This is a genomic window from Streptomyces sp. MMBL 11-1 (genome assembly GCF_028622875.1).
In the GTDB taxonomy this organism is placed as follows: Bacteria; Actinomycetota; Actinomycetes; order Streptomycetales; family Streptomycetaceae; genus Streptomyces.
Window position 1 is genome coordinate 6,731,696 of the sequence record NZ_CP117709.1, and the last position, 17,905, is coordinate 6,749,600.

Annotated in this window: 17 protein-coding genes and 1 pseudogene; 7 read left to right on the plus strand and 11 right to left on the minus strand. The window is 71.5% G+C overall.

Going from position 1 to position 17,905, the window contains the following annotated elements:
- Positions 1–26: 26 nt before the first annotated feature.
- Positions 27–893 carry a phosphotransferase enzyme family protein gene (locus tag PSQ21_RS29835; protein WP_274034405.1) on the minus strand — a complete coding sequence of 289 codons (867 nt, stop codon included), beginning with the start codon at positions 891–893 and terminating at the stop codon, positions 27–29.
- A 142-nt stretch (positions 894–1,035) separates the two neighbouring features.
- On the opposite strand from PSQ21_RS29835, the gene PSQ21_RS29840 reads away from it, so the two are divergent.
- From PSQ21_RS29840 to PSQ21_RS29870, 7 genes and pseudogenes are all read left to right on the plus strand, one after another.
- On the plus strand, positions 1,036–2,058 hold the full coding sequence (locus tag PSQ21_RS29840) for a carbohydrate ABC transporter permease (RefSeq protein ID WP_274034406.1): 1,023 nt from the start codon (positions 1,036–1,038) through the stop codon (positions 2,056–2,058).
- 11 nt (positions 2,059–2,069) lie between these two features.
- Positions 2,070–2,969: a carbohydrate ABC transporter permease gene (locus PSQ21_RS29845; protein WP_274036005.1), complete on the plus strand. Its 900-nt coding sequence runs from the start codon at positions 2,070–2,072 to the stop codon at positions 2,967–2,969.
- On the plus strand, positions 2,969–4,273 hold the full coding sequence (locus PSQ21_RS29850) for an ABC transporter substrate-binding protein (protein ID WP_274034407.1): 1,305 nt from the start codon (positions 2,969–2,971) through the stop codon (positions 4,271–4,273). The genes PSQ21_RS29845 and PSQ21_RS29850 overlap by 1 nt, the downstream gene beginning before the upstream one ends.
- 19 nt (positions 4,274–4,292) lie before the next feature.
- Positions 4,293–5,529, plus strand: a pseudogene (mgt, locus tag PSQ21_RS29855) (macrolide-inactivating glycosyltransferase).
- Between the two features lie 565 nt (positions 5,530–6,094).
- A complete protein-coding gene (locus PSQ21_RS29860) occupies positions 6,095–7,297 on the plus strand; it encodes a S8 family peptidase (RefSeq protein WP_097867341.1) in 1,203 nt (400 codons plus the stop codon).
- A gap of 247 nt (positions 7,298–7,544) precedes the next feature.
- Positions 7,545–8,093 (plus strand): DUF1697 domain-containing protein, encoded by a 549-nt coding sequence (locus PSQ21_RS29865; RefSeq protein WP_274034409.1) that lies wholly within the window; start codon positions 7,545–7,547, stop codon positions 8,091–8,093.
- Positions 8,086–8,493, plus strand: coding sequence for a nuclear transport factor 2 family protein (locus PSQ21_RS29870; protein WP_274034410.1), 408 nt, complete (start codon positions 8,086–8,088; stop codon positions 8,491–8,493). The genes PSQ21_RS29865 and PSQ21_RS29870 overlap by 8 nt, the downstream gene beginning before the upstream one ends.
- A gap of 33 nt (positions 8,494–8,526) precedes the next feature.
- On the opposite strand, the gene PSQ21_RS29875 is transcribed toward PSQ21_RS29870, so the two are convergent.
- From PSQ21_RS29875 to PSQ21_RS29920, 10 genes are all read right to left on the minus strand, one after another.
- Entirely contained in the window at positions 8,527–9,291 is a 765-nt protein-coding gene (locus PSQ21_RS29875; protein ID WP_274034411.1) for a sirohydrochlorin chelatase, read from the minus strand.
- An 8-nt stretch (positions 9,292–9,299) separates the two neighbouring features.
- Complete coding sequence (locus PSQ21_RS29880) at positions 9,300–10,226, minus strand: ABC transporter permease (protein WP_274034412.1); 927 nt, start codon at positions 10,224–10,226, stop codon at positions 9,300–9,302.
- A complete protein-coding gene (locus tag PSQ21_RS29885) occupies positions 10,213–11,004 on the minus strand; it encodes an ABC transporter ATP-binding protein (protein ID WP_274034413.1) in 792 nt (263 codons plus the stop codon). Before PSQ21_RS29885 ends, PSQ21_RS29880 begins: the two co-directional genes overlap by 14 nt.
- Positions 11,005–11,052: 48 nt before the next feature.
- Entirely contained in the window at positions 11,053–12,168 is a 1,116-nt protein-coding gene (locus tag PSQ21_RS29890) for an ABC transporter substrate-binding protein (protein WP_274034414.1), read from the minus strand.
- Positions 12,169–12,444: 276 nt separating this feature from the next.
- A complete protein-coding gene (locus PSQ21_RS29895) occupies positions 12,445–13,791 on the minus strand; it encodes a sulfate adenylyltransferase subunit 1 (protein WP_274034415.1) in 1,347 nt (448 codons plus the stop codon).
- Positions 13,792–13,793: 2 nt separating this feature from the next.
- Complete coding sequence (cysD, locus tag PSQ21_RS29900) at positions 13,794–14,729, minus strand: sulfate adenylyltransferase subunit CysD (RefSeq protein ID WP_274034416.1); 936 nt, start codon at positions 14,727–14,729, stop codon at positions 13,794–13,796.
- On the minus strand, positions 14,726–15,295 hold the full coding sequence (gene cysC / locus PSQ21_RS29905) for an adenylyl-sulfate kinase (RefSeq protein WP_078968857.1): 570 nt from the start codon (positions 15,293–15,295) through the stop codon (positions 14,726–14,728). Before cysC ends, cysD begins: the two co-directional genes overlap by 4 nt.
- Positions 15,295–16,011 carry a phosphoadenylyl-sulfate reductase gene (locus PSQ21_RS29910; RefSeq protein ID WP_274034417.1) on the minus strand — a complete coding sequence of 239 codons (717 nt, stop codon included), beginning with the start codon at positions 16,009–16,011 and terminating at the stop codon, positions 15,295–15,297. The genes cysC and PSQ21_RS29910 overlap by 1 nt, the downstream gene beginning before the upstream one ends.
- Complete coding sequence (locus PSQ21_RS29915; protein ID WP_274034418.1) at positions 16,008–16,187, minus strand: hypothetical protein; 180 nt, start codon at positions 16,185–16,187, stop codon at positions 16,008–16,010. Before PSQ21_RS29915 ends, PSQ21_RS29910 begins: the two co-directional genes overlap by 4 nt.
- Positions 16,184–17,881, minus strand: a complete 1,698-nt coding sequence (locus PSQ21_RS29920; protein ID WP_274034419.1) for a nitrite/sulfite reductase — start codon at positions 17,879–17,881, stop codon at positions 16,184–16,186. The genes PSQ21_RS29915 and PSQ21_RS29920 overlap by 4 nt, the downstream gene beginning before the upstream one ends.
- Positions 17,882–17,905: the final 24 nt, after the last annotated feature.

Consider the following 17,905-nt stretch of genomic DNA (forward strand, 5'->3'; position numbering starts at 1 on the left):
ACCGGAACCACGGGAGTCGTCGAGCGCTAGAACGGATACCACCGAACCGCCGCGTCCCCCTCGCGCAGCGATGCCACCCGGCGGCGGAACTCGGCGAGCGCCTTCGGGTTGGCCGGGGCGTGCTGGGAGACCCAGGCGCAGCTGGCCGTCTCCCGGGCGCCGCGCAGCACCGCGCACCCCTCCCACTCCCTGACGTCCCAGCCGTACGCGGAGGTGAAGGCGTCGTAGGCCGCGGGGTCGAGGCCGTAGCGGTCGCGGGAGAGGGCGAGGACGACCAGGTCGTGTTCGCGCAGATCGGCGGAGAAGGTCTCCAGGTCGACCAGGACCGGACCGTCGGGCCCGACGTGGACGTTGCGCGGGAGCGCGTCGCCGTGGATCGGTCCCGGCGGCAGATGCGGAACGAGAGAGGCGGCCGCGGCCGCGAAGCCGTCGCGGCGCTCACGGAGGTAGTCGGCGTCCGCCGGGTCGATCGCGTCCCCCGCCAGGCTCAGCCAGCGCTCCACGCCGCCCAGCAGCTCGCGTCGCGGCAGGGTGAAACCGTCCGGGGCGGGCAGCGCGTGCACCAGGGAGAGCAACGGTGCGAGGTCGCGCGGCTCGGCGGGGCGCACGGGATCGGGAAGCCGGTACCACAGCGTGACGGGGTGGCCCTCGACCACGCGGGGTGCGCGTTCGGCCGCCCGGACGGCCGGGACACCGGAGGCGGCGAGCCAGTCGGCGAGAGCGACCTCACGTTCCGCCCGCTCGCGCAGCTCGGGGTGGCCGGTGGCGTCCCGGCCGACCTTGATCACCAGGTCGCCGGCCGCGAAGACCGCGTTCTCGCCCAGCGCGAGCAGCTTTGCCGCGCCGGGGAAGCCGGTGGCCGTCAGCACCTCGCGCGCTCGCATCTCGTCCATGGGTGCGATTTTGCATCCCCGCAGGCCACCTTGACGAACCGATGACCCGTCAGCACGATGACGGAGGCCTCCCGGGCGGCCGGAACGGGATGAAATCCGTCTCAGGTGCATCAGTGAGAAACGGGACAGAGGTGTCTTCTTCGTGACATCGGTGACCGCGGCGAAGCGGTCCGGACCGGACGGCCCGCACGGCGGGCGTGAAGGACGGGGCGGGCGGAGCGGGCGGGACGGGCGAGGCGGACGCGGGGGCGGCCCCGGGCGTCCCGGGCCTCCGGGGCGTCCGGAACGCAAGGCGTTCGGGGACCGGGCCGCCTGGTTCCTGGTGCTGCCCGCGCTCCTCCCGATCCTGATCCTCAGTGTCGGGCCGCTCCTCTACGGCATCGCTCTCGCCTTCACCGACGCGCAGTCCGGCCGCACCCGCTCCACCCAGTGGATCGGCGCCCTGAACTTCCAGGACCTGCTGCACGACACCCTGTTCTGGGACTCGTTCCGGATCGGCCTGCTCTGGGCCGTGGGCGTCACCGTCCCGCAGTTCCTGCTGGCGCTCGGCCTCGCCCTGCTGCTCAACCAGAACCTGCGGATGCGCTGGCTGGCCCGGGCGCTGGCGATCATCCCCTGGGCGATGCCCGAGGTCGTCGTCGGCATCATGTGGCGGCTCGTCTACAACCCGGACGCCGGCATTCTCAACGAGACCGTCCGCGACCTCGGACTCGGCGACGGCCGGGACTGGCTGACCGGCCTCGCCACCGCACTGCCCGCCGTGATCCTCGTCGGCATCTGGGCGGGCATGCCGCAGACCACCGTCGCCCTGCTCGCCGGACTCCAGAACACCCCGCGCGAACTCCACGAGGCGGCGGCCCTGGACGGAGCGGGCGCGTGGCGCCGTTTCCGTACCGTCACCTGGCCCGCCCTGAAACCGATCGCGCTCGCGATCTCCGCGCTCAACCTGATCTGGAACTTCAACTCCTTCGCCCTGGTCTACGTCCTGACCAGCGGCGGACCCGGCGGCCGGACCCGGCTGCCGATGCTCTTCGCCTACGAGGAGGCCTTCCGCTACGGACAGTTCGGCTACGCCGCGGCGATGGGCTGCGTGATGGTCGCGGTGATCTCCGTGCTCCTCGCCCTCTACCTCGTCGGCCGGCTCAGGGGAGGCGAGGACCGATGAAGCGAGAACCGATGAAGCGCGGACCGGCGGGGAGGGGAGTGACGAGGCGAAGGGCGGCGGAGCGTGAATCGACGGGGCTGCGCACCAGCGGGCCCGCGCGGGCCGCTCAGTACCTGGCTCTCCTGGCGTACCTGGTCTTCCTCGCGTTCCCGTTCGTGTGGCTGGTCTCGACCGCCTTCAAGCCCGCCCGCGAACTGGGCTCGCTGCACCCCACCTGGATCCCCGAGCAGCCCACCCTGGACAACTTCCGGCAGGCCTTCGACGAGCAGCCGCTGCTCCAGGCCGCGGCCAACTCGCTGATCGCCGCCGTCGGCGCGGCCGTGATCGCCGTCGTGATCGCCACCCCGATGGCCTATGTGATGGCCCGCCACCGGGGCCGCCTCGCCACCGCCGCGACCGGCTGGGTGGTGGTCAGCCAGGCGTTCCCGTTTGTTCTCGTGATCATCCCGCTCTTCCTCATCCTGAAGAACCTGCACCTGATCAACACCCTGGGAGGGCTGATCATGGTCTACGTCGTCTGGTCGCTGCCCTTCGCGCTGTGGATGCTCGCCGGCTACGTACGGGCCGTGCCGGCCGAGCTGGAGGAGGCCGCCGCCGTCGACGGGGCGGGCCGGGTGCGCACGCTCGTCTCGGTCGTGGCCCCGCTGCTCGCCCCCGGGATCGTCGCCACCGCGCTGTTCGCGTTCATCACCGCATGGAACGAGTTCTTCTTCGCGCTCGTCCTGCTCAAGACCCCGGAGAAGCAGACCTTGCCGGTCGTCCTCACGCACTTCCTCGGCGCGGAGGGCGTGGCCGACCTCGGCCCGCTCGCCGCCGCCGCCTTCCTCGCCACGCTCCCCTCCCTCGTCCTCTTCGCCCTCATCCAGCGGCGGATCACCGGCGGGATGGCGGCCGGGGCGGTGAAGAACTGATGCGCGGCCCGGCCCGGCGGGCGGTGACCGTCCTCGCCGTCCTGGCCCTGCTGCTCACCGGCTGCTCCGGCGACGGTGACGGCGACGACGGACGGGACGCGGACGGCACGATCCGGCTCCGGTTCCAGTCGCTGGCCTGGCAGAAGGAGTCCGTCGACGCCAACAGACAGCTGGTGAAGGAGTGGAACGCGGCCCACCCCCGGGTCCAGGTGGACTACGTCCAGGGCAGCTGGGACAGCGTCCACGACCAGCTGCTCACCTCCTTCGAGGGCGGCGAGGCCCCCGACGTCATCCACGACGCCTCCGACGACCTGGCCGACTTCGCCTACGGGGGCTACCTCGCCGACCTGCGCCCCTTCCTCCCCGACCGGCTCAAGGCCGACATCCCCGAACAGTCCTGGCGTACCACCACGTTCGGCGAGGGTGTCCACGGGGTGCCCTTCCTCCAGGAGCCCCGGGTCCTGATCGCCAACACGAAGCTGCTGAAGGCCTCGGGCGCGCGCGTCCCGACCCCGGAGCGCCCCTGGAGCTGGGAGGAGTTCCGGCGGGTCACCGACAGGCTGACGGGCAAGGGGCGGTACGGGATCGCCTGGCCGCTCAAGGAGCCGGTCTCCGTCACCCTCAACCTGGGCCTTTCCGGCGGCGGACAGCTCTTCCACCGGGACGACGACGGCAAGGCGGTCCTGCGCTTCGAGCGGGGCGACGGCGTGGTGACCGGCACCATCCGCGACCAGGTCAACACCGACGGCAGCGCGGCCCGCAGCGCGCTGGGGATGGGCGGGTCGGACGCGCTGCCCGGGTTCTTCGGCGGCAAGTACGCGATGCTCCCGCTCGGCTTCTCCTACCGTCAGCAGATCATCCAGCAGGCCCCCGAGGGGTTCGACTGGACGGTCCTGCCGATGCCCGCGGGCGCGGGAGGCGCGGTCCAGGGCGTGAGCCCGCAGACGCTGTCGGTCGCCGAGGAGAGCCCGCACAAGAAGGAGGCCGTCGCGTTCATCGACTTCCTGCTGCGCCCCGTGAACATGGTGCGCCTCGCCCGGGGCGACTGGATGCTGCCCACCGGGACGGAGGCCCTGGCCGACCCGTCGCTGCGTGGGAGCGAGCACGGCTGGGCCGTCGGCACCGCGCTCGCGCGGGGGCTGCGGCCGGCGCCCGCCCAGTCGGTGCGCGGCTACCCGGAGTGGAAGGACAAGGTGGCGACCCCCGCGCTCCAGGAGTACTACAGCGGCGCGATCGACACCGGCGAGCTGCGGAAACGGCTGGTGGACGACGGGAACCGGGTGCTGGCCCGCTACCAGCGCTGACCTCGGCCCGCACAGCGGATTGCACGAGACGTCTCGTCTCGTCTATGGTGGGCGGCATGACGGAATCCCCGCGTGCCCACATCGCCATGTTCTCCATCGCCGCCCACGGACATGTGAACCCGAGCCTCGACGTCATCCGCGAGCTCGTCGACCGTGGACACCGCGTCAGTTACGCCATCCCGGCCTCCTTCGCCGAGAAGGTCGCCGCCACCGGAGCCCGGCCGGTGATCTACACCTCGACCCTGCCTACCGACGACGACCCCGATGCCTGGGGCACCGAGCTGATCGACAACATCGAACCCTTCCTCGACGACGCGATCCAGGCGCTCCCGCAGCTCGCCGAGGCCTTCGCGGGCGACGAGCCCGACCTCGTCCTGCACGACATCACCTCCTATCCCGCCCGGGTCCTCGCCCACCGCTGGGGCGTCCCCGCTGTCTCCCTCTGGCCCAATCTGGTGCCCTGGGAGGGGTACGAGGAGGAGGTCGGCGAGCCGATGACCGCCGAGCTGAAGCAGACCGAGCGCGGCAAGGCGTACTACGCGCGCTTCGACGACTGGCTCGCCGGGAACGGCCTCGGCCATGTCTCCTGCGACGACTTCGTCGCCCGCCCGCGCCTCGGTCTCGTCCTGATCCCCGAGGCGCTCCAGCCGAACGCGGACCGGGTGAACCGCGAGATGTACACCTTCGTCGGGGCCTGTCAGGGCGACCGCGCGGACCAGGGGGAGTGGGCGCGGCCTGCCGGGGCGGAGAAGGTGCTCCTGGTGTCGCTGGGTTCCTCCTTCACCAAGCAGCCCGCCTTCTACCGGGAGTGCGTCGAGGCCTTCGGCGGACTGCCCGGCTGGCACGTGGTCCTCCAGATCGGGGCGCACGTCGACCCCGCCGAACTCGGAGACGTACCGGACAACGTGGAGGTGCGCGCCTGGGTGCCGCAGCTGGCCGTCCTCAAGCAGGCCGACGCCTTCATCACCCACGCCGGCGCGGGCGGGAGCCAGGAGGGTCTCGCCACCGGCACCCCGATGGTCGCCGTCCCCCAGGCCGTCGACCAGTTCGGCAACGCGGACATGCTCCAGTCGCTGGGCGTGGCCCGGCACCTCCCGATGGAGGAGGCCGACGCCGCGAGCCTGCGCGAGGCCGTCCTCGCCCTGGTGGACGACCCCGAAGTGGCCGCCCGGTGCGGGCGGCTGAGCGAGCGGATGGCGCGGGAGGGCGGCACCCCGAGGGCCGCCGACCTCATCGAGGCCGAACTGTCGCGCTGAGCGGAATCGCCTGACTGGTATCCGGACGTTCTCCGTCCCGCCCCGAGTGCCGCGCCCCGCGGTCTCCCGGGGCGGGACCTCCGTGTTTCGGCTCGGTGAAGCCTTTGTCGCGGCGGGTCCGGTCGGCGCATCTGCACGCACACCCTCGCGATTTCACACCGGAAGCCGCGCGTTCACCCCTCGCGCGCACACCTTCACGGACCTTCACGGGTCTTCACGCGTGGTCACTCCCGCCCCACAGGCCACACGGAGGGCCCGGCGATGGCCGGGCGGGAGGTGCCCGACTCTTCAAGTGCGGCTCTGAGCAGGGGATATGCGAGGCGGTGTGCCCTCGCGGGGCGGCTCGATACCGCTCGATCGGGGTGGGGCGGACGCCTGTCGCCCGCCCCCGGCCGTGGTGACCGGCCATGGCCGATTTCTTGTTACGCAACGTTGTTGAACAAGTCATCCCTCATGAGGGTCTTGATCTGTGCTCGTCAATCGGTCAGGGTTTCGAGCCAGCCCCCGGAGATCTTCCGGCCGAGGGCCAATCCCCCCACAGAGTTTGACGAGGAGACCCCTCTTCATGGCCAAGCACCAGCGCACCCGTCGCACCAAGCTGACCGCCGCGATCACCGCCGTGGCGGCCGCCGCCGGAGTCACCCTTCTCGGTACCTCGTTCGCCGGAGCCGCACCGGCTCCCATGGGCACGGTCTACGGCGCGGACGCCGCGACCGCGGTGTCCGGCAGCTACATCGTGATGCTGGACGAGAAGAAGGCCGACAAGTCCGAGCTCGCGAAGGAGTACGGCGGCAAGCTCAAGCGCACCTACTCCTCCAGCATCAACGGCTTCTCCGCCAGCGGCCTTTCGGAGACCGAGGCCAAGCGCCTCGCCGCCGACCCGGCCGTCGCCAAGGTGGTGCAGAACAAGAAGTTCAGCATCGACGCCACCCAGGACAACCCGCCGTCGTGGGGTCTGGACCGGATCGACCAGACCGAGACCGCGGGCGACAACGCGTACACCTACCCGGACGCCGGAGGCGAGGGCGTCACCGCGTACGTCATCGACACCGGTGTCCGCGTCACCCACGAGGACTTCGAGGGCCGGGCCACCTCCGGCTTTGACGCCGTCGACAACGACGACGACGCCGACGACGGCAACGGGCACGGCACCCACGTGGCGGGCACCATAGCCGGGGCCGCGCACGGCGTCGCCAAGAAGGCGAACATCGTGGCCGTCCGTGTCCTGGACGACAACGGCTCCGGCACCACCGAGCAGGTCATCGCCGGGATCGACTGGGTCGCCGCCAACGCCAAGGGCCCGTCCGTGGCCAACATGAGCCTCGGCGGCGGCGCCGACCCCGCCCTCGACGAGGCCGTCCAGAAGGCCATCGCCGCGGGCATCACCTTCGGTGTGGCCGCCGGCAACGAGTCCAGCGACGCCGGCCAGGGCTCGCCCTCCCGCGTCCCCGAGGCGATCACCGTCGCCTCGTCCACGGAGGCCGACGAGCAGTCGTCGTTCTCCAATTACGGGTCGGTCGTGGACATCTACGCCCCGGGCTCGGACATCACCTCCACCTGGAACGACAGCGACACCGGCACCAACACCATCTCCGGTACGTCCATGGCCACCCCGCACGTCGTCGGTGCGGCCGCCGTCTACCTGGCGGGCAACCAGGACGCGACCCCGGAGGCCGTCGCCACGGCGCTCACCGAGGGAGCCACCCCGGACGCCATCAGCAACGCCACCGAAGGCACGGCCAACAAGCTCCTCAAGGTCGTCGAGTAGGACCCCGGTTCCGACCGGACGACGCCGGGCGGCGGTGGTCACCGGCCCCCGCCGCCCGGCCCCGCGCACAGCGGCCGCCGCGCTCTCCCCCACGGAGCGCGGCGGTCGCGCCGTTCCCCGGGTGGCCCCGACGATCCGGCCGGGGCGCCGGTACGCCGTGACACCGGTACGCCGGGCCCCGCTCCCCGGTCCGGCAGATCCGGCCAATCCGGCCGGAACCGCGTGCGAGGGCCTAGGGTGGGGGGCCATGACGACGACGTACGCGGCGCTGCTGCGGGGGATCAACGTGAGCGGCAGCAAGAGGGTCCCCATGCCCGAACTGCGCACCGTGCTCACCGAACTGGGACACACCGGCATCGCCACCTATCTGCAGAGCGGAAACGCCGTCTTCCGGAGCGACAGCGACGACGAGGACGCCCTGGCCGCAGCCCTGGAGCAGGCTCTGCGCCGGCGGTTCGGGTTCGCCGTCGACTGCCTCGTCCGTGACGCCGGCCATCTCGCCGCCGTCGCCGGGGCCTGTCCGTTCCCCGCCGCCGAGCTGGAGGGCAAGCAGCTCCACGTCACCTTCTTCGACCGGCCCGTGGACGCCGACCGCTTCGCGGACCTGGAGGCGGGGGACTTCCTGCCGGAGGAGTTCCGGCTCGGCGACCGCTGCCTGTACCTGTACGCCCCCGACGGGCTCGGCCGCTCCAAGCTGGCGGTCGCGCTGGGGCGCCCCCGCCACGTCAAGGGCCTCATCGCCACCAGCCGCAACTGGAACACCGTGGCGAAGCTCGTGGAGATGACCCGTGGCTGAGCCGTCGCCCGCCGTGGCCGCGGCCATCGAGGGCGAGCTACGCCTGCTGGACCCGGTGGTACGGGTCTCCGCCGAGCTCCTCGCCTCGCTGCTGCACCCCGAGTTCCGGGAGATCGGCACCACCGGCCGGCTCTGGACCCGGGAGCGGATCATCGCCTCGCTCACCGCGGACGACGCCCCGCGCCCCGGCCCGCTCACCGCCTCCGGGATGCGGGGGACACAGCTCTGCGCCGACCTGGTGCACCTCACCTTCGACACGGAGTCCAAGGGGATCCGCTCGCACCGCAGCTCCCTGTGGCGGCTGACCCCGGAGGGCTGGCGGCTCTACTTCCACCAGGCGACACCGTTCGACGACGAGCCCCTCGACGACCTCCGTGAGCCCACCCCGGGCCGTCCGTAGCCGCACACCGACGGGCCGCACACGCCGACGGCCTCACGCCGACAGGGAGGCCCCCACCGGCACCCGCGCCTCGTCGTAGCGGTCCAGCAGCAGCCGCGCCAACTCCGGCGCGGGGCCCAGCACATCGGCGAGCACGTCGGCCCCGGCCGCCTCGGCTCCCGCCATGATGCGGTCGGGCAGCCGGCCGGGCGCGATGACGTACGGGGCCACCGCCACCCGCTCCACGCCGTCGGCGCGCAGGGCCCGTACCGCGTCCTCGGTGCGGGAGATGCCACCGGGATGAACAGCGGAGGCGAACGCAGGCCGCACGGCGCACCAACCGGTGTGCCGCAGCTCCCGCGCGATTTCAGCGATCACTGCGATCGCCTCCGGGTCTGTGGATCCCGCCGAGGCCAGGACGAGCCCGGTCCGGGGGATGTCGCCGGGACGGATCCCGGCCTCCCGCAGCCGCCGCCCCAAGGTGGCGTTGAGCAGAGGGGACGGGCCGAGCACGGCGGCCTGCCGGATGTGCGTCCGCGGCAGCCGGGCGCGGGCCTCGCGCAGGACCGAGGGGATGTCGGTCTTGGCGTGGAACGCCCGGGTGAGCAGCAGCGGAAGGGCGACGACCTCGTCCGTCCCCTCCGCTGCCAGGCGCTCCAGCACCCGGGGCACGGAAGGGGCGTTGAACTCCAGGTACGCGGTCTCCACACGCAGCCCCGGCCGCTCGGCACGGACCCGCTCGGTGAGCGCGTGCACGGTCGTGGCGTGGCGCGGGTCGCGGCTGCCGTGGGCGATGACGAGGAGAGCGGGGTGCGTCATGGGAGGGCTCAGTTCTTGACGAGGAGACCGCGGCTGCGCAGCACCCACCGCTCCAGCGGACTGAAGATGAGCAGGTCGATCGCGATGCCGACGAACAGGATGAGCAGGATCGAGAGGAAGATCCCGGGCATGTCGAAGTTGCTGCGTCCGTTCTCCAGCAACTGCCCGAGCCCCAGACCCAGTTCGGGAGAGGAGGCGATGATCTCGGCGGCCATCAGCGAGCGCCACGAGAACGCCCAGCCCTGCTTGAGGCCCGCCAGGTAGCCGGGCAGCGCCGCCGGGAGCACGATGTGCCAGGTCCCGCGCAGCCCGGTCGCGCCCAGCGTGCGGCCGGCCCGGAGGAACAGCGGCGGCACCTGGTCGACGCCGGAGACCAGCCCGTTGGCGATCGAGGGCACCGCGCCCAGCAGGATCACGGCGAACATCATCTGGTCGTTCAGCCCGAGCCAGATCACCGCCGGGGCCACCCACGCCACCGAGGGCAGCGACTGGAGCCCGGACAGGATCGGGCCGATCGCGGCCCGGATCAGCTTCACCCGGGCGACCAGCAGCCCCAACGGCGTACCGATGGCGACCGCGAGCAGGAAGCCGAGCAGGCCGCGCGAGACGCTGGTCCAGACGACGTCGAGCAGCGTGCCCGCCAGCCACATCTCCCGGGCGCTGTTCCACACGGCCGACGGCGGCGGGAGCTTGTAGACCTCCGTGACCTGGGCGCGGACCAGCAGCTCCCAGATCAGCAGGACCAGCGTCACCGCCACGACCGGTGGCAGCACCTTGCGCAGCAGGACCTCGCGCACCGGGGTGCGGCTGATCTGCACGGCGTCCAGGGCGTCGAGCCCGGCCTCCAGCCCCGCCAGATCGTCGGGCCTCGCGCCGCCCCGTCCGGCCGCCCCGTCCGGCCGCTTCCGGCTCGACGTGATGTCAGTGCTGGCCATGTCGGCGGATCTCCCCACGCAGTTCTTCGGTGATCTCGACGGACAGCTCCGCCACGGCGGTGTCCTCGATACGGCGAGGCTGCTCGATGTCGACCGTCCACTCCCTGGCGATGCGTCCCGGCCGCGACGAGAGCAGCACGACGCGCTGCGCGAGCCGTACGGCCTCGCGCACGTTGTGCGTGACGAAGAGGACCGAGGCGTTCGTCTCCCGCCAGATCCGGGTCAGCTCGTCGTGCAGCACATCGCGGGTGATGGCGTCGAGCGCCGCGAACGGCTCGTCCATCAACAGCAGTTGACTGTCCTGCGCGAGCGCGCGGGCCATCGCGACGCGCTGCCGCATACCCCCGGACAGCTCGTGCACCCGCTTGCCGTACGCCCCGCCGAGACGTACGAGTTCGAGCAGCCGCTCCGCCTCGGCGCGGCGCCCGGCCTTGGGCACCCCGCGCAGCCGCAGGGCCAGTTCGATGTTCTTGCCGGCGGTCAGCCAGGGGAAGAGGGCGTGCTCCTGGAACATCAGGGCGGGCCGCCCGCCGGGGGTCTCGATGGACCCCTGGGACGGGCGGTCGAGTCCGGCCACCAGATTGAGCAGCGTCGACTTTCCGCACCCGGAGGCTCCCAGGAGGGTGACGAACTCGCCCGGAGCGACATCGAGCGTGATGTCGTCCAGGACGAGCTGCTGACCGGTGGGTCCGGCGAAGGACTTCGAGACGTGCGCGAGACGGGCGGCGTGCTCGACCGTCGTACGGTCCTCGGCCTTGGTGAGGGTGGTGGTCGCCATGGTCGTCACCTCCTGGGGATCCTTACGTCCTGGTACGGATGGGCGGGGTTACTTGACGCCGAGACCGGCGTCGGCGACCTCGGGCCGGCCCTCGGCTGCGAGGACCTTGTTCAGCGGACCCAGGTCGTAGATGCCCCGGAGGTCCGGGTCCTTGAGCAGCCCCGATTTCACCGAGTGACCGGCCTGCGTCCTGAGCGTTCCGGCCAGCGGGTCGTCGGTGATCTCGATGGACTCCCACGCCGGGTCGAGGATCTCCTCGGGCAGGGGCTTGCCGCTCAGGTTCTCCAGCGCCTTGTTGGCCGACGCCTTGGCCTTCCCGGGGTTGGCGTTGATCCACTTGTTGGTGGCGACCGAGCCCTTCAGCACGGCCTCGACCACGTCCGGGTGCTCGTCGAGGAACTTCTGCGACACGATGATGTTCGTGATCACGAACTTCCGGTCCGGCCACAGGTCCTTCTCCTCGAGGAGCACCTTCGCGCCCTCGGACACCAGCTTGGAGGCGGTCGGTTCGGGTACCCAGGCGCCGTCCAGATCACCGGACCTGTAGGCGTCGGGCGTCACCTTGTTGTCCGAGCGGACCACGGAGACGTCGCCCTTGCCGCTCTGGGCGTCGACCTTCCAGCCCTTCTCGGAGATCCAGTTGAGGAAGGCCACGTCCTGGGTGTTGCCGAGCTGCGGGGTGGCGATCTTCTTGCCCCTGACATCGTCCGGGGTCTTGATCCGGTCCGGGTTGACGACCAGCTTCACCCCGCCGGAGGCCGAACCGGAGATGATCCGCAGTCCCTGGCCCTGGGACTTGCTGAAGCCGTTGATGGCGGGGGAGGGGCCGATGAAGCCGATGTCGATGGACCCGGCGTTCAGTGCCTCGATCTCGGAGGGGCCCGCGTTGAAGGTCGTGGACTCGACGCGGGTCCCGCCCAACTCCTTCTGGATGGTGCCTTCCCGGATGCCGACCAGGGCGGTGGCGTGCGTGATGTTCGGGAAGTAGCCGATCTTCACGGTGTCCGTGGAGAGCTTCTTCCCGCCGGCGGAGACGTTCGCCTTCTCGGCGTCGTCGGCCTTGGCCTGGGAGCCGTAGCCGCACGCGGTGGCCGTCAGGGCGAGCAGCGGCAGCGCAGCGACGGCGGCGATGGAGCGGCGAACGGTGGATCGGGGGGCAGGCACGGGAGGAGTTCCTCTCGTCGGCCCGGCGCTCGCGCCCCGCTGGCTGGTCAGGGGGGCGCGGCCGGGAGGTCGGCAGGTCTACGGCGGTACGGGCGGTGCGGGTGGTGAGGGAGGGCGCGCGAGCGGTGCGCGTACGTCCTCACGCACATCGCCCGATCCCGCCCTGACCTCCCCCGAGCTCTCGCGTGCGCTCGCGCGGGGGGTGCCCCCTCCCGGGGGTGCCGCTGCCGGCCCGGCCACCCTCCTTCGCGAGGGTGGAGAAGAATCCGGCGGCCATCAGAAGTCCCACTCGGCGTCGTCGTCGGCGGCCGGGGCGGCGGCTTCGGCGACCGCCGCGAACGAGGCGCCCGCCATGCCGGCGCTCAGCGTCGTACCGTCCGCCGGGTCGATCAGGAGGAACGAACCGGTGCGCCGGGAGTCCGCGTAGGCGTCGAGTGCGAGCGGCTCGGCGGTGCGCACGACGACCCTGCCGATGTCGTTGGCGACGAGCTGCCCGGGGGCCGGGTGCTGGGAGAGGTCGTCCAGGGTGAGCCGCGACGGGATGTCCTTGACGATCGCCTTGACCGTACGGGTGGTGTGCTTGAGCAGCACCCGCTGGCCCACCGAGAGCGGCTGGTCGGCGACGTGGCAGACGGTGGCCTCGACGTCCCGCGTCACGGCGGGGGCGTCGTCGGCGGGGGCGATCAGGTCACCGCGTGAGATGTCGATGTCGTCGGCCAGCCGGATCGTCACCGACTGCGGGGCCCAGGCGGTCTCGACGCTCTCCCCGAGCGCGTCGATGCCCGTGATCGTCGAGGTGCGCCCCGAGGGGAGTACGGAGACGGGCTCACCGACCCGGAACACCCCGGCCGCGATCTGACCGGCGTAACCCCGGTAGTCGGGGTGTTCGGCGGTCTGCGGGCGGATCACGTACTGCACCGGGAAGCGCGCGTGGCAGGCGGTGAGGTCGTGGCTGACCGGCACCGTCTCCAGGTGCTCCAGGACGGTCGGCCCGCCGTACCAGTCCATGTGCGCGGACGGCTCCACCACGTTGTCGCCGGCCAGCGCCGAGATCGGGATCGCGGTGATCTCCGGGACGCCGAGCGACGCGGCGTACGCGGTGAACTCCTCCGCTATCGCGGCGAACACGGGCTCCGCGTAGTCGACCAGGTCCATCTTGTTGACGGCCAGCACCACGTGCGGGACGCGCAGCAGCGCGGCGACGGCGGCGTGCCGGCGGGTCTGCTCGACGACCCCGTTGCGGGCGTCGACCAGGACCACGGCCAGTTCCGCCGTGGAGGCGCCGGTCACCATGTTGCGGGTGTACTGCACATGGCCCGGGGTGTCCGCGAGGATGAACCGGCGGCGCGCGGTGGCGAAGTAGCGGTAGGCGACGTCGATGGTGATGCCCTGCTCGCGCTCGGCCCGCAGCCCGTCGGTCAGCAGCGCGAGGTCCGGCGCGTCCTGGCCGCGGTTCAGTGAGGCCTGCTCGACGGCCTCCAGCTGGTCGGTGAGGATCGACTGGGAGTCGTGCAGCAGGCGCCCCACGAGGGTGGACTTGCCGTCGTCGACCGACCCGGCGGTGGCGAACCGCAGCAGAGTGGTGGCCGCCAGCCGCTCGGCCGAGAGGATGGGTGTGGTCATGGTTAGAAATACCCCTCGCGCTTGCGGTCTTCCATCGCGGCCTCGGACATCTTGTCGTCGGCCCGGGTCGCGCCCCGCTCGGTGAGCCGGGAGGCGGCGATCTCGGTGATCACGGCGTCCAGCGTGGTGGCGTCGGAGTCGACGGCCCCGGTGCAGGACATGTCGCCGACCGTGCGGTAGCGGACCAGTCGGGTCTCGGTGGCCTCGTGCTCCTTGGGCCCGCCCCAGTGCCCGGCGGTCAGCCACATGCCGCCGCGGTTGAAGACCTCGCGTTCGTGGGCGAAGTAGATCTCCGGGAGCTCGATGGACTCGCGCTCGATGTACTGCCAGACGTCCAGCTCGGTCCAGTTGGAGATCGGGAAGACGCGGACGTGCTCGCCCGGGGCGTGCCGGCCGTTGTACAGCTGCCACAGCTCGGGGCGCTGGCGGCGCGGGTCCCACTGCGAGAACTCGTCGCGCAGCGAGAAGACCCGTTCCTTGGCGCGTGCCTTCTCCTCGTCGCGCCGCCCGCCGCCGAACACGGCGTCGAAGCGGTGCTGCTGGATCGCCTCGGTGAGCGGGACGGTCTGGAGCGGGTTGCGGGTGCCGTCGGGGCGCTCGCGGAGCTTCCCGGCGTCGATGTACTCCTGCACGGAGGCGACGTGCAGCCGCAGCCCGTGCTTCTTCACCGTGCGGTCGCGGTACTCCAGGACCTCGGGGAAGTTGTGCCCGGTGTCCACGTGCAGCAGCGTGAACGGCACCGGCGCGGGCGCGAACGCCTTGAGCGCCAGGTGCAGCATCACGATGGAGTCCTTGCCGCCGGAGAACAGGATCACCGGCCGCTCGAACTCGCCCGCCACCTCACGGAAGATGTGCACCGCCTCCGACTCCAGGGAGTCCAGGTGGCTGAGCGTGTACGGGTTGACGGTGCCTTCCGGCACGGTGGCGACGGTGCTCACGCCAGGCCCCTCTCGGTGAGCAGCGCGTGGAGCGCCGCTGCGGACTCCTGCACGGTCTGCTGGTGCGACTCGATCCGCAGGTCGGGCGATTCGGGGGCCTCGTAGGGGTCGTCGACCCCGGTGAGGCCGCTGATCTCGCCGGCCGCCTGCTTGGCGTACAGCCCCTTCACATCGCGTACGGAGCACACCTCGACGGGTGTCGCGACGTGCACCTCCAGGTAAGTGGTGGACTCGGCGGCGTGCCGCTTGCGGACGGCCTCGCGGCTGTCGGCGAACGGGGCGATGACGGGGACCAGCACCTTCACGCCGTTGGCGGCGAGGAGTTCGGCGACGAAGCCGATCCGGGCCACGTTGGTGTGGCGGTCCTCGCGGGAGAAGCCGAGGCCCGCGGAGAGGAACTCGCGGATCTCGTCGCCGTCGAGCACCTCGACCCGGTGGCCCTCGGTCCGCAGGCGGCCCGCCAGTTCGTACGCGATGGTGGTCTTGCCCGCGCTCGGCAGACCGGTCAGCCAGATCGTGGCTCCCGTCTCCGTCACGCTCATCGAAGTCTCCTGATCAGTCGTCATCAGCCGTGCAGCCCGCATTCCGTCTTGCCCCGTCCGGCCCAGCGGCCGGCCCGTGCGTCCTCGCCCTCCAGCACCCGGCGGGTGCAGGGCGCGCAGCCGACGGAGGCGTAGCCGTCCATCAGCAGCGGGTTGGTGAGCACCCCGTGCTCGGCGACGTAGGCGTCCACGTCGTCCTGGGTCCAGCGGGCGATGGGGGAGACCTTCACCTTGCGGCGCTTGGCGTCCCAGCCGACGACCGGGGTGTTCGCCCGGGTCGGGGACTCGTCGCGGCGCAGGCCGGTCGCCCAGGCGGCGTACGCGGTCAGGCCGTCCTCCAACGGCTTCACCTTGCGCAGCGCGCAGCACAGGTCGGGGTCGCGGTCGTGCAGCTTCTCACCGTGCTCGGCGTCCTGCTCGGCGACGGTCTGCCGTGGAGTGATCGTGATGACGTTGACGTCCATCACCGCGTCCACCGCGTCCCGGGTCCCGATGGTCTCCGGGAAGTGGTAGCCGGTGTCCAGGAAGACCACGTCCACGCCCGGCATCACCCGCGACGCCAGATGCGCGACCACGGCGTCCTCCATCGAGGAGGTGACGCAGAAGCGCGGCCCGAAGGTGGCTGCCGCCCACTCCAGGATGTCGGTGGCGGAGGCGTCCTCCAGCTCCCGTCCGGCCCGCTCGGCCAGCTCCCGGAGCTCCTCGTCGCCGAGCTGTCCGGCCAGCAGAGTGTCCGTCATATCCGGTCCCCCTCACCGTGGTTGCGCTGAACACCCCGGGTCAGCAGGCCCAGGAACTTCAGCTGGAACGCACGGTTGCAGGAAGCGCATTCCCAGGCGCCGTGGCCGGTCTCGTTGGGGCGCAGGTCCTCGTCGCCGCAGTACGGGCAGTGGAACGGGGCGGCTCGCTCGCTCATGACAGCGACTCCGCACCGGCGCGCGCCACCCAGGTCGCGAAGCGCTCGCCGTCCTCGCGCTCCTCCTGGAAGCGGCCGAGCACCCGCTCGACGTAGTCCGGCAGTTCGGCCGAGGTGACCTTCAGGCCGCGGACCTTGCGGCCGAACCCGGCCTCCAGGCCGAGCGCCCCGCCGAGGTGCACCTGGTAGCCCTCGACCTGGTTGCCGCTCTCGTCCAGCATCAGCTGGCCCTTGAGGCCGATGTCCGCGACCTGGATGCGGGCGCAGGCGTTCGGGCAGCCGTTGATGTTGATGGTGATCGGGTGGTCGAACTCCGGGATGCGGCGCTCCAGTTCGTCGATGAGGGCGGCGCCGCGCGCCTTCGTCTCCACGATCGCCAGCTTGCAGAACTCGATGCCGGTGCAGGCCATCGTGCCGCGCCGGAACGGGGACGGGGTGACCTTGAGGTCGAGCGCCTCCAGTCCGGCGACCAGGGACTCCACCTGCTCCTCGGCCACGTCGAGCACGATCATCTTCTGCTCGGCGGTGGTCCGCACCCGGCCGGAGCCGTGGGCGTCGGCCAGTTCGGCGATCTTGGTGAGCGTGGAGCCGTCGACCCGGCCGACCCGCGCGGCGAAGCCGACGTAGAAGCGGCCGTCCTTCTGCCGGTGCACCCCGAGGTGGTCGCGCCAGGTCTGGGCGGGCTCCTCGGGCGCGGGCCCGTCGATCAGCTCGCGCTTCAGGTACTCGTCCTGAAGGACCTGGCGGAACTTCTCCGGGCCCCAGTCCGCGACCAGGAACTTCAGGCGGGCGCGGGTGCGCAGCCGCCGGTAGCCGTAGTCGCGGAAGATCGCGATGACTCCGCCGTACACATCGGGCACCTCGTCCAGCGGCACCCAGGCGCCGAGCCGCACCCCGAGCTTGGGGTTGGTGGAGAGGCCGCCGCCGACCCAGAGGTCGAAGCCGGGGCCGTGCTCCGGGTGGTCCACGCCGACGAAGGCGATGTCATTGATCTCGTGCGCCACGTCCAGGTGCGGGGAGCCGGAGATCGCCGTCTTGAACTTGCGGGGCAGGTTGGAGAAGTCCGGGTTGCCGATGAACCGCCGCTGGATCTCGTCGATCGCGGGCGTGCCGTCGATGATCTCGTTCTCCGCGACGCCCGCGACGGGCGAGCCGAGGATCGTGCGGGGCGTGTCCCCGCAGGCCTCGGTGGTGGACAGGCCCACCTCTTCGAGCCGCCGCCAGATCTCCGGCACGTCCTCTATGCGGATCCAGTGGTACTGCACGTTCTGCCGGTCGGTGAGGTCGGCGGTGCCGCGCGCGAACTCCTGGGAGATCTCCCCGATCACCCGCAGCTGCCGGGTGGTCAGCCGGCCGCCGTCGATGCGGACGCGCAGCATGAAGAACTCGTCGTCCAGCTCCTCCGGCTCCAGGACGGCCGTCTTGCCGCCGTCGATGCCGGGCTTGCGCTGGGTGTAAAGCCCCCACCAGCGCATGCGTCCGCGCAGGTCGTTGGGGTCGATGGAGTCGAAACCGCGCTTGGAGTAGATCGTCTCAATACGTGTCCGTACGTTGAGACCGTCGTCGTCCTTCTTGAACTGCTCGTTGCCGTTGAGGGGTGTGTGGTGGCCCACGGCCCACTGACCCTCGCCGCGGTGGCGTCCGGCCTTGCGGCGGGGCGTGGAGGTCGCAGGCTGTTCCGGGGTAGCGGCCATGACAATACGTCCTTCGGGACTGCG